This is a genomic window from Bacillota bacterium (genome assembly GCA_018818595.1).
In the GTDB taxonomy this organism is placed as follows: domain Bacteria; phylum Bacillota_I; class Bacilli_A; order Izemoplasmatales; family Hujiaoplasmataceae; genus JAHIRM01.
Map to the genome: position 1 here is coordinate 1 of JAHIRM010000051.1, position 13,291 is coordinate 13,291.

Below are 13,291 nucleotides of genomic sequence, written 5' to 3' on the forward strand. Positions count from 1 at the left end.
AAGAGTTAAAAGCAAAATATCTAAAAAAAGCATTGTACAAAGATCTTCATTTTTAAAAGAATACCTATAAAAAAAAGGCTTCAAAAGAAGCCTTTTTATTTTGATTTTCGATACTTTTTACGATAACTTACGGGTGTATAACTTGTTGCTTTCTTAAAAACTTCTGTAAAATAACTTTGTGAACAGAATGCCAAAATTTGAGAAATCTCAGAAATAGAAATTTTAGTGTAAGATAATAGATTTTTGGCTTCTTCAATTTTACGTAACTGAACATATATTTGTAAAGAGTTACCAACTTCTTTTGAAAACAATTGAGATAAATATGGTTTTGATAATTTAACATGAGAAGAAATTTCTTCTAAAGTAATAGCGAAATGAAGGTGCTTATCGATATATGATATGGCTTTGTTTACAGGTTTTGAAAAGCGTTGCTCATTTTTTAAGTCATTTACAAGAGAAGCAAAACCTAAAACCATTTTTTTAAGCACGAAAATAAAATCTTCAATGACTTCACAAGTTTCTGCATAACCAATTAAAGTAAATGAAAAAGATTCAGCATCCTTATATTCTACTCCACTATCAACGCTAGCTTTTGCTAATAAGGATGAAATACTTATTATATAATATAAATTATTTTTCAAATTTTGTTTGGTTAAATAATTAATTAGAATTTGTTGATTCAGAAGCTGATTTGTTGTAGTTAAATCCCCGGCTTTAATGGCATCATAATATTTCATAATCTCTTCATATAAAGAGTATTCTTGATCATGATTGGATTTTTCGTGACATAAATTAATATTAGAATCTTCTTTAAATTCTTTTGATTCAATAACAATTCGATGATTAAATATTTCTTCATAATTTATATGCTTAGAAGAGATATCAAAGTAAAGTAACTCAATAAAATGAATAATATTAGGAAAAGGTAGTAAGGGAATCATTTTAATATATTTCCTTGAAGATGCTTCGTCAAATAATTTAGAAAAAGAAAGTAATTGAATGCTTTCGTAACTAACTGGTCGAACAGTTAATATTGGACCAATCAAAAAAAAGTATAGATTATTATCGATTACTTCACTAAAAAAACCATAGACTTCAATTGCATGAAAAGTTAATATTCCAGGAGATGTTCTATCAAATTTCAATAAAGAATAGTGTGGGAAAATAGATAACTCGTCCGTGTGTTTCATATCAAAGGAATTATAAATTACATTATTCTTTTGTGATAAAATCGTTATGGGAATACTGGAAAATTTATTGAATAATGCAACTTTAAGTTTAATATTGTCGATTTGCATAGTATCACCAAAATTATTATAGCATATTTTATTTCAAAAACATACTTTCTCTTTAAAAAGATTTATTTATTTCCATTAGAAACAACAAAAAAAATGTCTCAAAATTGTAAAAAAATAGAAAATTTTCAAGATTTATATTGATTCTTTAATGAATTGTAATTATCTTAAAAAATCATTGTATTTTTTGAAAAAAACCAGAAAAAAATTTAATCAAAATTAAATTCATGTGTTATAATATCTATGAATGAAAGCGTTTGTAAAAATGAAGAGAAGGAGTAATTTAAAAAATGACGGAATTACCTGAAACTGTAAAATCACTTAAAATGATGGCTGTTGTAAAAGAGGTTCCAGAGAAAGGGTTTTCGTACATTCCAAAAACCATTTCTACTGATTTATTACCAAGAGAAGTATTGATAAAAGTTTTAACCGCATCTTTTTGTGGAACGGATTATCATATTTATACCTTTGATGCTTGGTCAAGAAAAAGGCTGAAATTACCTTTAACAGTAGGGCATGAATTTAGCGGAGAGATTATTAAAATCGGACAAGAAGTAACAAGAGTTAAACTTGGGGACATCGTTAGTGCTGAAACACATATTATTTGTGGTGAATGTGAATTTTGCTTAAGAGGAGAAGGTCACATTTGTGAAAATACAAAAATTATTGGAGTAGATACAGATGGATGTTTTGCAAGATATTTAAAAATTCCAGAAGCAAATTGTTTTGTAAATGATAAAAATCAAAATATGTTACACTTATCAGTTCAAGAACCTTTAGGAAATGCTGTTCACACAATGACTCATTTTGAAATTTTTAATAAGACGGTAGTTGTTTTAGGATGTGGACCAATTGGATTGCTTGGAGTAGACGTAGCAAAAGCATATGGAGCTAAACGAGTTATTGCGATTGAAGTAAATGATTATAGACGCAATCTCGCAAAAAAAATTGGAGCTGATTTTGTAATTGATCCTTTAAATGAAGATGTGATTGCAACTGTTCTAAAATTGACAAATGGAAAAGGGGCAGATGTTATTGGCGAATTTTCTGGTAATAAAACCGCCATTGAACAAGCCTTTAAGTATTTAAAAGCAGGAGGAGGAATATCTATGTTAGGGATTCCTTCTGAAAATATTGAATTAGATTTTGGAAATGATGTTGTTTTTCGTGGCATCCAAATTTATGGAGTGGTAGGAAGAAGAATTTATGATACATGGTATCAAGTGAAAGCTTTAATTGATAGCAATAAATTACATTTAGACGATATCATAACACACCAATTTCCTTTAAAAGATATCAACATTGCCGCAGAAGTAATGGGAAGCAGAAATTGCGGCAAAATTATACTATTTCCAGGAGATGAAATCGATGGCTAAATTAGATTATATTGATAAATTAATAGAAGGATTAAAGACAGATGGAGTTTATCGGAAACTACCGGTTAACTATGGCCCTTGTTCCAATGTGATTGAATTAAATCATAAAAGAGTTATCAATCTATCTTCCAATAATTATTTAGGACTTGCAACTCATCCAAGAGTAAAACAAGCAGCTATTCAAGCAATTGAAAAGTATGGAGTTGGAGCTGGAAGTGTAAGAACAATCGTAGGAAATCAAGATTTACTAGAACAATTAGAGACACTTCTTGCTGAATTTAAAAAAGAAGAAGCAGTTGTTTGCTTTCAATCAGGACTAAATTGCAACCTTGGAGTAATTCAAGCAATTGTTCAAAAAGGAGATTTAATACTAAGTGATGAACTAAATCATGCCTCAATAATTGATGGAATGAAACTTGCAAAAGCAGATAAAGCTGTATTTAAACATTCCGATATGGAAGATTTAGAAAGAATTTTACAAGAAAAAAGATCACTTTTTGAAAACGTATTAATTATAACGGATGGAGTGTTTTCAATGGATGGAGATTTGGCAAATCTTCCTGGAATTGTAAACTTAGCAAAAAAATTTAATTGCCTAACTTATGTCGATGACGCACATGGTAGTGGAGTATTAGGGGAATCAGGAAGAGGAACCGTTGACCACTATGGATTAAATGGAGAGATTGATTTTATTGTTGGGACATTAAGTAAAGCTATCGGAGTAATTGGAGGATATGTTGCTACCAAGGAAAATGTAAAAGAATGGTTGCTCCATCGAGCAAGACCACTTTTATTTTCAACCGCTTTACCACCTTCCGCAACAGCTGCTACTATTGAATCTGTGAAAATTTTAATGGAAAGCACAGAATTTACTGAAAAATTATGGGAAAACGCAAAATACTTTAAAAACGCGATGAAGTACTTGGGATTCGATATTGGTAAAAGTGAGACACCTATTACTCCAGTCATGATTGGTGATGAAGCTACTACTTTACGCTTTTCTAAGGCACTTTTAGAAAATGGAGTATTCGTATCTGGAATTGTATTTCCAACCGTTGCAAAAGGAAAAGGACGCTTAAGGGTTATGATTAGCGCATCCCATACTCAAGAAGATTTGGATTATGCTATAAGAACATTCACTAAAGTTGGAAAAGAATTAAATATTATCTAATACGAAAGTTGTTTATTGAAAGACATAAACAGCTTTTTTTTATGATTTTTTTACTACATTCCTTCAAAAACAAAAAATACAATAATTTTGAAACAATGAAGTGTTTTTACATAATTTTTGATATAATATTTCTGGTAGTATACTTACATTTTAAAAAAAGTTATATAGGGAGGAATGAATGATGTCAATATATAAAAACTTTTCAAAGTATTATGATGAAATCTTTCCACTAAAGAATCAAACACTTGAATTTCTCTTAGAACATTTGCATAAAGGAAAGATTTTAGATTTGGGTTGTGCAACGGGCGAATATGCTTTAGGTTTAAGTCGAAAAGGATATCAGGTCTATGGTCTTGATTTTGATCAAGAAATGATTCGCTTAGCAATTTTAAAGGCAAAACAAACCAGTCAAACAGCACATTTTACTAAAAGAAATATGTTAGAACTTGATGAATCAAATCAATTTGATGGGATTTATTGTATTGGAAATACGTTAGTCCATTTACATTCAATTGAAGAAATATGTGTTTCTCTACAATTAATGTATAATGCACTAAAAAGCGACTCAAATCTTATCATTCAAATAATAAATTATGATCGAATTCTAAACAAAAACATAAAGAGTCTTCCTACAATTGAGTCGAGTCAGATTTCTTTTCAAAGAGACTATATGTTTGATGGAGAAAAGATTCATTTTTTAATGACATTAAAAACAGATTCAAATACCTATCAAGAAGAAGTACTACTAGTCCCAATAAGGTTTGAAGAGTTAGAAGCTTGTCTTAAAAAAATCGGATTTAAAGAGATTAAAGCTTTCGATGGATTTTCATTTTTTTCTTTTAAATTAACAAAAAGCAATCAATTAGTACTCACTTGTAAAAAATAAATTATATATCGGAAATGAAATAGTAAAGAATTAGAGAGGACAACATGAAACCAACTGAATTTATTGCAAAGAAGAAACGATATGAAATCCTAGCATTATGTGGATATGTTATGATAGGTGTTGGATTTGTTTTATTTATTCCTTTAGGAATGTCTAACCCCCAATTTCTATTTATTGTGACGCTTCTTTTTCTAAGCGGGGCAATAATTGCCGGAATCGCATCAAAACAATTTAAAAAATTAAGTTTAGAATACAAACGAATCTATATAAGCAAAATGGTTCAAGAAATTTATCCTGGTTCAACTTATCGACCAGAGATAGGATTTGAAAAGGAAGAAGTATATCACTCAAGAATATTAAGAAAAGCAGATAAATATTTTTCAGAAGATTTACTAGAGGCAACCTATAAAAACATTAATTTCCAATCTGCAGATGTAAAACTTCAAGATGTAAGAAGTAATGGAAAAACCACGACTGTAGTTACTGTATTTTTAGGAAGAGTTTATCGCTTTGATTTTCCAAAAGGATTTAAGACTGATATGGTTGTTTTACAACCAGGATTTGGCGCTAAATGGGGATTTGGCAGTTATACTGAAATTAAAACAGAATCCATTGAATTTAATCAAGAATTTAATGTTTTAGCAAAAAATGAATTGAATGCTTTTGAAATATTAACTCCTCCATTTATGGAGCGATTAAGGAAGCTAGATCTAAAATATCACGATAAAATAGTATTTTCTTTTATAGAAAACAAGCTGTATGTGGCCATAAAAACAGGTGTGGATTCGTTAGATTTGAAGATGTTTCGAAAAATGGATAGTGAATTAACAAAAGAATTCGAATTAGAGTTAGAGGACATGAAATCAATTATAGATATTTTAAAATTTGAAAGAAATATTTGATTAAATATTTTTCTGGAGGAATTTTAATTGTGGATAAAAAGGTATTTAAACGACTATTCATCTTATTTATGTTACTTGGCAATGGATTAGGGATAATTTTAAATCTTACTAATTCTGAAAATGTTGCTGAATCGCTTTCCTATTTTACAATGCAAAGCAATATTCTTGTATTCGGCTTTTTTGTGTTTTTGTATTTCAAAAAAAAGAATTTATCTAAAACGGGATTAATTTTGCAAGGAGCTTTTACCATTGCTATACTCATTACGTTTATTGTTTACCATGTATTGCTTGACCCTATTTTTGGAACAAGTAATTATGATCCACCCTTTTGGAGTAATTTTTTAGTTCATACTTTTACACCACTGATGATGTTGTTATACTATTTGTTGTTTACCGAAAAGGGAAATTATCTCTATAACCATGTAAAGTACTGGTTAATTATTCCTGTTTTATATTTTGGATATGCCAATCTTTATGCTTTTGCTGGGGGAACATTCGAATACAATGAAGCAATCACAAGATATCCCTACTATTTTATGAATCCTGATGAAATAGGTTGGTTTAAAGTAATTCTTTTTGTTTTAGTTATTACATTTTTTATTACATTAATGTCTATATTATTTGTTTATATCGATCACAAGTTAGTTAATAAAAAGGAGAATGAACATGTTAAAGAAAAATCATAAGTATATAGGGATTGGATTATTAGTTGTTTTTCTTGCGATGAATGTAATATCTTATTTTTACTTACCAGATTTATTAGTGATGCAAATTGCAAGTTTTGGAAGTTCGCCAACGACGTTGCCTAAAACATTTGGACTAAGTATTATTTTAGTAGTTGAACTACTTTCTGTATATTACCTTTTCCAATCAAAAGAAGAACAGCAACAAAAAAAATGGTTATTTGTATCAGTAGTTCTTTTAATCTTAAATACAGTTGTCATTGTATTTAACTTGTAAAAAAGAAGTTCAGTGAACTTCTTTTCTTTATCAAAAATAAAATAGTTTCTTCTTTAAACGAGGTGCAGTAATTATGCTAGATAAAAAAACTTTTAAAATATTATCAATATTTACATTAGGATATGTATTAAGTTCTCCTCTTGTATTTTTAATTCGAAATGATTCGTTACACTTAATGCTTGCTTGGAATATGTTGCTTGCATTTGTTCCTTTTTTAATCGTTTATCTAATTAACCAAAAGTATATAAAACAAAAATGGTTTGTGGTTATGAGCTTTGGGATTTGGCTTTTATTTTTGCCAAATACTTTTTATTTAATTACCGATCTCATTTATATTAATCAAATCGAATTTATGTATCAAGAAAATCCGTATTCTTCTTTAATATATCTTCAAGACTTATCCAGTTGGTTATCACTGTTTCATATCTTTTTCGGTGCCATTTTTGGGATTATATTAGGAGTTGTATCCTTAAATACTGTGTATTCATACGCAATTAAAAAATATCGATTATATAAAAGCATGCTTTTACTTTTATGTATTACCATATTATCGAGTTTTGGAATATATATCGGAAGATTCTTTCGTTATAATTCTTGGAATTTTTTAAATTTAATTTCAATATTTACAGATTTTTTTAATCATTTCACGATGTTTACCATCTTTTTTATTACTGTGTATACACTCATTCAATTATCATTATTTATCATTTATCGAAATTTAATTATGAGTAGTAAAACCAGTAAGGATCAAACGATATGAAAAAAACATTGGAAGTAGTTGGGGCCATTATTATCAAAGATGGATATGTCTTTTGTGCAAAAAGAGGAAAAAATAAAAGTTTAGCATATAAATGGGAATTTCCTGGTGGGAAAATTGAAAAAGATGAAACCCACGAAGAGGCATTAAAAAGGGAAATAAAAGAAGAATTAAATAGCGAAATCAATGTGAAATCTTTCTTTATGAAAATCACATATGAATATGACACTTTTATTATCAATCTTTATACATATCTTTGTGAATTAAAGAGCGGATTGTTAGAAATATCTGAACATATTGAAAAAAAATGGGTGAAAAAGGAAGAGTTATTATCTCTTGATTTTACACCAGCAGATTTACCAATTGTTGAAGAGTTATCTTACCATTTGTTATAAAAGAAAAGCGCCATTTAAGGCGCTTTTACATTTATGTGTGAAGAAGTAATATCATTTCTCTAAGCGATTTTGCGGCCACAGCTGTAGAAGTTCCAGATGCATCAATCATTGGAGATAACTCTACTAAATCCGCTCCAACAATTTTGTTTAATTTTTCGAAAGCATCAAATGCCTTTAATAAATCTTTATACATCATTCCTCCTGGTTCAGGAGTTCCAGTACCGGGGAAAACACTTGGATCTAATACATCTAAATCAATAGTAATATAAACTGGAACATCTTTAATGGATTCAATTGCAGCTTCTAATCCTTCAAAATCAAACTTTTGTAAGAAAGTATGACCACTTGCTGCCCAGTCAAACTCTGATTTGTCTCCACTTCTAATGCCAAACTGATAGATTTTCCCATCACCTAATAAATCATGGCATCTTTTTATAACGGTGGCATGAGATAATTTTCTTCCAAAAAACTCATCTCTTAAATCCGTATGAGCGTCTAAATGAATGATATGTAAGTTTGGGTATTTTTCAACCATTGCTTTTATAACAGGATAAGTAACTAAATGTTCTCCACCTATCATCATTGGTTTTTTATTATCTTTTAGGATAACTTGGGTTGTTTTATAAATCACATCTAAAGCGCCTTCCACATCACCAATCGGTAAATCTAGGTCGCCAATGTCAGATGTTTTAAAATCTTTTAAATCTTTGTTTCGATAGGGAGAATACCATTCAAGTCCTAAAGAATCAACACGAATTGCATTGCCTGCAAATCTCGTTCCAGGACGAAAAGAAGTTGTTGCATCCATAGGAGAACTAAAAATAATAACAGATGCTTCTTCATAGGTTTTATTACAACTTTGAAAAGACAAATCTACTTTATTAAAACTCATGTTCTTCACCTTCCCATTTTACCCAATTTTCTTTATCAATAATCTTAATTTGACCATTGTCTAATTCACTATGTATAATGGATCCTTTTTTAATATAAAAATTGATGTCATCAATCACTTCTTGTGTGATAATTTCACCTGGAATAATCATTGGAATTCCTGGTGGGTAAATCATAATCATTTCAGCGGACACTTCATCGTAAGCTTCTTCTAAAGGAACTTTCAGTTTTGGAGCATGATATGCGTCACGCGGTCTAGTATAAGTTTCAGGGAATTGATAATCAAATTTAATTTTAGGCAAACGGTTTCGAATTTTATAATATTTTTTCGATAAGTCTTTTAGTGCCAAATACAAGTTATCTAAATCGTCTTTTGTAGATCCAATTGAAAGAACAGCAAGGACTATGTGAGATTCAGCAAGTTCTAATTGGATGTTATATTTTTTTCTTAATTTTTGGTATACTTCAAATCCTGATAATCCTAATTCTGAAACTTTTACAACAATTTTTGTTTCATCAAAATCAAAGCCATCTCTTGAAAGAATGTAATCTTTGTCCATGATTTTGATACCAGGAATTGTTTTTAAATTTTCTCTTGCTTTGGAAGCAAGGTTTAATAAAGTATCAATTCTTTTTGGACCTTCAAAATACATTGTTTTTCTAGATACATCTAAACTAGCTAATAGTAAACTGCTAGGAGAAGTGCTTTGAAGCATATTTAAGGTAGAACGAAGTCTAGTAGAATCAATTCGTTTGCCTTTTGTAAGGAGAACAGAACTTTGAGTAAAAGAACCAGCTGTTTTATGAATGGAAGTAGCAGAGATATCCGCGCCAACTTCCATTGCAGTTAAAGGCAGTCTTTCCGAAAAATAAAACTGTGCTCCATGCGCTTCGTCAACAAGGACTAAAATGTTATTTTCATGAGCTAATGTTGTGATTTTCTCAATATTGCTACATACTCCAAAATAAGTTGGATTAATTAAAAAAATAGCTTTTGCATCAGGGTTTTCAGTTATTGCTTCTAAAACACTTTCATAAGAAACTCCATTTGCAATTCCTAAATTCGCATCAATATCGGGTTTGACAAATACAGGCATAGCCCCACTTAAAATCAGAGCATTAATTACAGATTTATGTACATTTCTAGGTAAAATAATTTTATCATTTGCACTACAAGCCGACATAATCATAGCAATAATGCCAATGGTAGTTCCATTGGTTAAAAAGTAAGCTTTGTCAGCGTGACAAGCATCAGCCATTAAGGCTTCTGCTTCTTTTATAACTCCAGTAGGTCTGCTTAAATGATCTAAACCGATAGGTGCATTGCTATCTAAAAGATAAGTGTTTTGACCTATAAAATCCTGTAAATCATTTTTGACTTTCCCTAGTTTATGCCCAGGGACATCAAACGACGTGGTATCACTTAATCCATATTCTTTTAATTTCGTAAAAAAGGGTGTTGCTTGTTGTCGATCAATTTTCAATGTAATATAACCCACCTTTCTATTTTGAAGCATTGTATGCAATATGAATAATAACATAATTTGATATAATTAAAAAGTATTTTTAATGATGAATTTAAAAAAATTAAAAAAATCCAAATAATAATATTAATCTTACCTTTCAGATATATGATATAATTATTTTAAGATATAAGCGGTTGTGGCGGAATGGCAGACGCGCTACTTTCAGGAGGTAGTGTCTTTATGACGTGTGGGTTCGAGTCCCATCAACCGCACCATATAGAAAGCATTGGTTTGATACAATCGTACCAGGCCTTTTTTGTTTGCAGAAAGGAAGATTTTGCCTATATTCCAATTTCCATAGAGTCTATACTGATACCCATCTTACAGGTAATGTATCATTTAGACTACCTGATGATAAATACATCTCATATTTACTTGCTGCTTGACTGTATGATAGCTCATTTTTAATGATGTCTGAAACAATCTTTCATTTCTTGGTATCAGTTCAGCGCATTTCATTAAAGCGCATATAAATGCTCAATAAATCGTAAATTGGTGTTAAATATGCAATATAATGCGCATAATACATTAAACTATAGAAAAATAAGAAAGCGCATTATATTGCATAATATAAGCATAAAATATTGTTTCTGAGTAATATATTGCGCATTAAAAAAAATATGATATAATTAATGTAGAGAAACGAAACAGAGATGAGGTGTTATTTTGAGTAAATATTTATCATCACAAGCAGCGTTATTAGAATTAGGACTTAGACTTAAATCATATAGAATATATAGTGCTTTAACTCAAGAAGAATTAGCTATTAAATCTGGCGTTTCTAGGAGAAGTATACAAAATATGGAGAATGGTGAAGATGTAAATTTATCTACTATAATAAAAGTATTAATGGCATTAGGATTGGATTCAAATCTTGATTTGTTAGTGCCAGATTCAACACAAAGACCTTCATATTATCTGAAAACCAACTCCAATATTAAACGTCGCTCGAGAGCAATCAAGAAAAAAGTTCGAGATTTAAGCAAAGAATTTAAATGGGGTGACGAATCATAATGATAAAAGTTGCAAAAGTGAAATTATGGGGTACCATAATAGGTTACTTTACCTTAGATGAATCAAAAGGATTTGTCTCTTTTGAGTATGAAATGAATTTTCTTAATAGTGGTATTGAGGTTTCACCGATTAAAATGCCATTATCAAGGAAGATATATGAATTCCCAGAATTATTAAACACATCTTTTAAAGGAGTTCCAGGATTGATTTCAGACTCATTGCCAGATAAATTTGGAAATGCGATTATCGATAGGTGGCTTGCTTCTCAAGGGAGAACAAGTGAATCTTTTAATGTACTTGAAAGACTATGTTATACAGGAAAGCGAGGAATGGGAGCGCTAGAATATGAACCGGATAGCAGCGGAAACAAAGATTCCGATGAAGAAGTAAGTATAGCGAAAATGGTAGATTTTGCATCAGCTATTTTAGACAAACAAAAAAGTCTATCCTTAACTTCAGGTGATGACATCAGCTATCAGCAACTCTTAAAATTAGGCACCTCTGCAGGTGGTGCAAGGGCAAAAGCAATTATTGCATATAACAAGAAAACACGTGAGTTCCGTTCGGGACAAATTGATTTGGGAGAGGATTTTGAACACTGGCTAATTAAGTTTGATGGGGTTAGAAAGAACGGAGATTACAATCATGAGGATGAACCTGAATATACTCTAATTGAGTATTCATATTATCTTATGGCTAAAAAGGCTGGTATCACAATGAGTGAATGCAGATTATTCACTGAAGGAAATAACAACCATTTTATGACTAAACGATTTGATAGAGACAAAGGTGAAAAAGTACATATGCAATCTTTAGGTGCGATTTTACACCTTGATTACAATACTCCAGCATTATGTAGCTATGAAAGAGCTGCTTTAACTGCTAAGCAAATTGGATGTCCAAGTAATGATATTGAACAATTTTTTAAAAGAATGGTATTCAATGTACTTGCGGTTAACCAAGATGACCATGTTAAGAACATATCTTTCCTAATGGATAGAAAAGGTAACTGGTATTTATCACCTGCTTATGATGTTACCTTTGCTTATGATCTATCGAATCAATGGCTTAAATCTCATCAGATGAGTATAAATGGGAAAACTACAAAATTTAATAAAGAAGATTTGATGCAATGTGGTAAATCGATGGATATTAAAACTTCAAAGTGTAGCAAGATTATAGACGAAGTATATAATATTGTAAAGGAATATGAGATTCTAGCACGTAGTGTAAATATAAAAGAGAGTACGATTAAACTATTAACGAATATACAAAAAACACACCATTCTTATTTTTTTGAGTAATCAATTATTGGATATTGATATATTTAAGCGGACACAAAAAACCTGCATTTCTTACGGCTTTAAATAGAATATAGTAAGTGTAGATTCATTAATATCTTCTCCAACGATAGAGAGTCAATTCAGAAGCATAGGTTTGATACCAAAGTATCAAGCCTTTTTTCTTTGCAAAAAGGGACATTTTTCCCTTCTGCCAATTTCCAATAGTCCTGTAGAGGTTGAATTCCATACTTTTGCAGGTTTTTTTATTTTAAGAGTTCAAACTTTTGACGATTACATTTCAATTTATACGATTACCTTATAAATCAAAAGAATTGATGGTTAATCTTAGAAGTGCTTATCATTGAAAATAGCGTTATTTTAGCTTTAAAGTAAATTGTCTTCATAAGGTGTGCCTTTACAAATCTGGATGAAATTGTTATAATTCGATTATTAACACATGAATTTGGTGTTTTGATTTCACGATATACATCGTTTTTACAATTCATTTTTGATATAATTATATAAAAGGGTGATTAACATATGAAATATATGAATTTTAATCGTTCGTGTTCATATACTTGTTTGGCATATATGATTGAAGATTATGGATTAGAATATACCGATAAAGACATAGCACTTGAAATGAAGCTAGCTTATCTTTTTTTTATTGATTCGAAGAATGATGAATATTTTTCTGGCGCAATGCTACAAGGGAAAAAATGGTTTGATCTATTCTTAAATCGTCATTCATATGAGTTTATCGAAAATAAGTACAATAAATCTGATGCGGTATGTTTTATTAAAAAAACAATGCGTAAATTAATGATTGGTATTA

The 13,291-nt window shown here is 30.0% G+C and carries 14 protein-coding genes and 1 tRNA gene; 12 read left to right on the forward strand and 3 right to left on the reverse strand.

Going from position 1 to position 13,291, the window contains the following annotated elements:
- Nucleotides 1-95 precede the first annotated feature (95 nt).
- On the reverse strand, nt 96-1,298 hold the full coding sequence (locus KJ971_08490; GenBank protein MBU1145869.1) for an AraC family transcriptional regulator: 1,203 nt from the start codon (nt 1,296-1,298) through the stop codon (nt 96-98).
- Between the two features lie 287 nt (nt 1,299-1,585).
- On the opposite strand from KJ971_08490, the gene tdh reads away from it, so the two are divergent.
- From tdh to mutT, 8 genes are all read left to right on the forward strand, one after another.
- Nucleotides 1,586-2,671, forward strand: coding sequence for an L-threonine 3-dehydrogenase (gene tdh / locus KJ971_08495; protein MBU1145870.1), 1,086 nt, complete (start codon nt 1,586-1,588; stop codon nt 2,669-2,671).
- Nucleotides 2,655-3,842 (forward strand): glycine C-acetyltransferase, encoded by a 1,188-nt coding sequence (locus tag KJ971_08500; protein ID MBU1145871.1) that lies wholly within the window; start codon nt 2,655-2,657, stop codon nt 3,840-3,842. The genes tdh and KJ971_08500 overlap by 17 nt, the downstream gene beginning before the upstream one ends.
- A 181-nt stretch (nt 3,843-4,023) precedes the next feature.
- Entirely contained in the window at nt 4,024-4,728 is a 705-nt protein-coding gene (locus KJ971_08505) for a class I SAM-dependent methyltransferase (protein ID MBU1145872.1), read from the forward strand.
- A 44-nt stretch (nt 4,729-4,772) separates the two neighbouring features.
- Complete coding sequence (locus KJ971_08510) at nt 4,773-5,630, forward strand: DUF3137 domain-containing protein (GenBank protein ID MBU1145873.1); 858 nt, start codon at nt 4,773-4,775, stop codon at nt 5,628-5,630.
- Nucleotides 5,627-6,316: a Pr6Pr family membrane protein gene (locus tag KJ971_08515; protein MBU1145874.1), complete on the forward strand. Its 690-nt coding sequence runs from the start codon at nt 5,627-5,629 to the stop codon at nt 6,314-6,316. Before KJ971_08510 ends, KJ971_08515 begins: the two co-directional genes overlap by 4 nt.
- The gene (locus KJ971_08520) at nt 6,297-6,590 is read left to right on the forward strand and encodes a hypothetical protein (GenBank protein ID MBU1145875.1); all 294 of its coding nucleotides are present in this window, start codon (nt 6,297-6,299) and stop codon (nt 6,588-6,590) included. The genes KJ971_08515 and KJ971_08520 overlap by 20 nt, the downstream gene beginning before the upstream one ends.
- Before the next feature lie 73 nt (nt 6,591-6,663).
- Complete coding sequence (locus KJ971_08525; protein ID MBU1145876.1) at nt 6,664-7,350, forward strand: DUF1361 domain-containing protein; 687 nt, start codon at nt 6,664-6,666, stop codon at nt 7,348-7,350.
- Nucleotides 7,347-7,742, forward strand: coding sequence for an 8-oxo-dGTP diphosphatase MutT (mutT, locus tag KJ971_08530; protein MBU1145877.1), 396 nt, complete (start codon nt 7,347-7,349; stop codon nt 7,740-7,742). The genes KJ971_08525 and mutT overlap by 4 nt, the downstream gene beginning before the upstream one ends.
- A 31-nt stretch (nt 7,743-7,773) precedes the next feature.
- On the opposite strand, the gene speB is transcribed toward mutT, so the two are convergent.
- Nucleotides 7,774-8,634, reverse strand: coding sequence for an agmatinase (speB, locus tag KJ971_08535; protein MBU1145878.1), 861 nt, complete (start codon nt 8,632-8,634; stop codon nt 7,774-7,776).
- The gene (locus KJ971_08540; GenBank protein ID MBU1145879.1) at nt 8,624-10,117 is read right to left on the reverse strand and encodes an aminotransferase class I/II-fold pyridoxal phosphate-dependent enzyme; all 1,494 of its coding nucleotides are present in this window, start codon (nt 10,115-10,117) and stop codon (nt 8,624-8,626) included. Before KJ971_08540 ends, speB begins: the two co-directional genes overlap by 11 nt.
- A gap of 172 nt (nt 10,118-10,289) precedes the next feature.
- Between KJ971_08540 and KJ971_08545 the strand changes: the two genes are divergently transcribed.
- The 4 genes from KJ971_08545 to KJ971_08560 all read left to right on the forward strand — a co-directional run.
- Nucleotides 10,290-10,374: transfer RNA gene (locus KJ971_08545), tRNA-Leu, on the forward strand.
- Nucleotides 10,375-10,825: 451 nt separating this feature from the next.
- A complete protein-coding gene (locus KJ971_08550) occupies nt 10,826-11,173 on the forward strand; it encodes a helix-turn-helix domain-containing protein (protein MBU1145880.1) in 348 nt (115 codons plus the stop codon).
- On the forward strand, nt 11,173-12,477 hold the full coding sequence (locus tag KJ971_08555) for a type II toxin-antitoxin system HipA family toxin (protein ID MBU1145881.1): 1,305 nt from the start codon (nt 11,173-11,175) through the stop codon (nt 12,475-12,477). The genes KJ971_08550 and KJ971_08555 overlap by 1 nt, the downstream gene beginning before the upstream one ends.
- 519 nt (nt 12,478-12,996) lie before the next feature.
- Nucleotides 12,997-13,291 (forward strand): hypothetical protein (locus tag KJ971_08560; GenBank protein ID MBU1145882.1); only part of this gene is annotated, 295 nt, incomplete at its 3' end.

Excerpts from the sequence above, each read along its gene's own strand:
- mutT (MBU1145877.1), top strand. The coding sequence starts at position 7,347 with ATGAAAAAAACATTGGAAGTAGTTGGGGCCATTATTATCAAAGATGGA.
- KJ971_08555 (MBU1145881.1), top strand. The coding sequence starts at position 11,173 with ATGATAAAAGTTGCAAAAGTGAAATTATGGGGTACCATAATAGGTTAC.
- KJ971_08490 (MBU1145869.1), bottom strand. The coding sequence starts at position 1,298 with ATGCAAATCGACAATATTAAACTTAAAGTTGCATTATTCAATAAATTT.
- KJ971_08500 (MBU1145871.1), top strand. The coding sequence starts at position 2,655 with ATGAAATCGATGGCTAAATTAGATTATATTGATAAATTAATAGAAGGA.
- KJ971_08520 (MBU1145875.1), top strand. The coding sequence starts at position 6,297 with ATGTTAAAGAAAAATCATAAGTATATAGGGATTGGATTATTAGTTGTT.
- KJ971_08525 (MBU1145876.1), top strand. The coding sequence starts at position 6,664 with ATGCTAGATAAAAAAACTTTTAAAATATTATCAATATTTACATTAGGA.
- tdh (MBU1145870.1), top strand. The coding sequence starts at position 1,586 with ATGACGGAATTACCTGAAACTGTAAAATCACTTAAAATGATGGCTGTT.
- KJ971_08505 (MBU1145872.1), top strand. The coding sequence starts at position 4,024 with ATGTCAATATATAAAAACTTTTCAAAGTATTATGATGAAATCTTTCCA.
- KJ971_08510 (MBU1145873.1), top strand. The coding sequence starts at position 4,773 with ATGAAACCAACTGAATTTATTGCAAAGAAGAAACGATATGAAATCCTA.
- speB (MBU1145878.1), bottom strand. The coding sequence starts at position 8,634 with ATGAGTTTTAATAAAGTAGATTTGTCTTTTCAAAGTTGTAATAAAACC.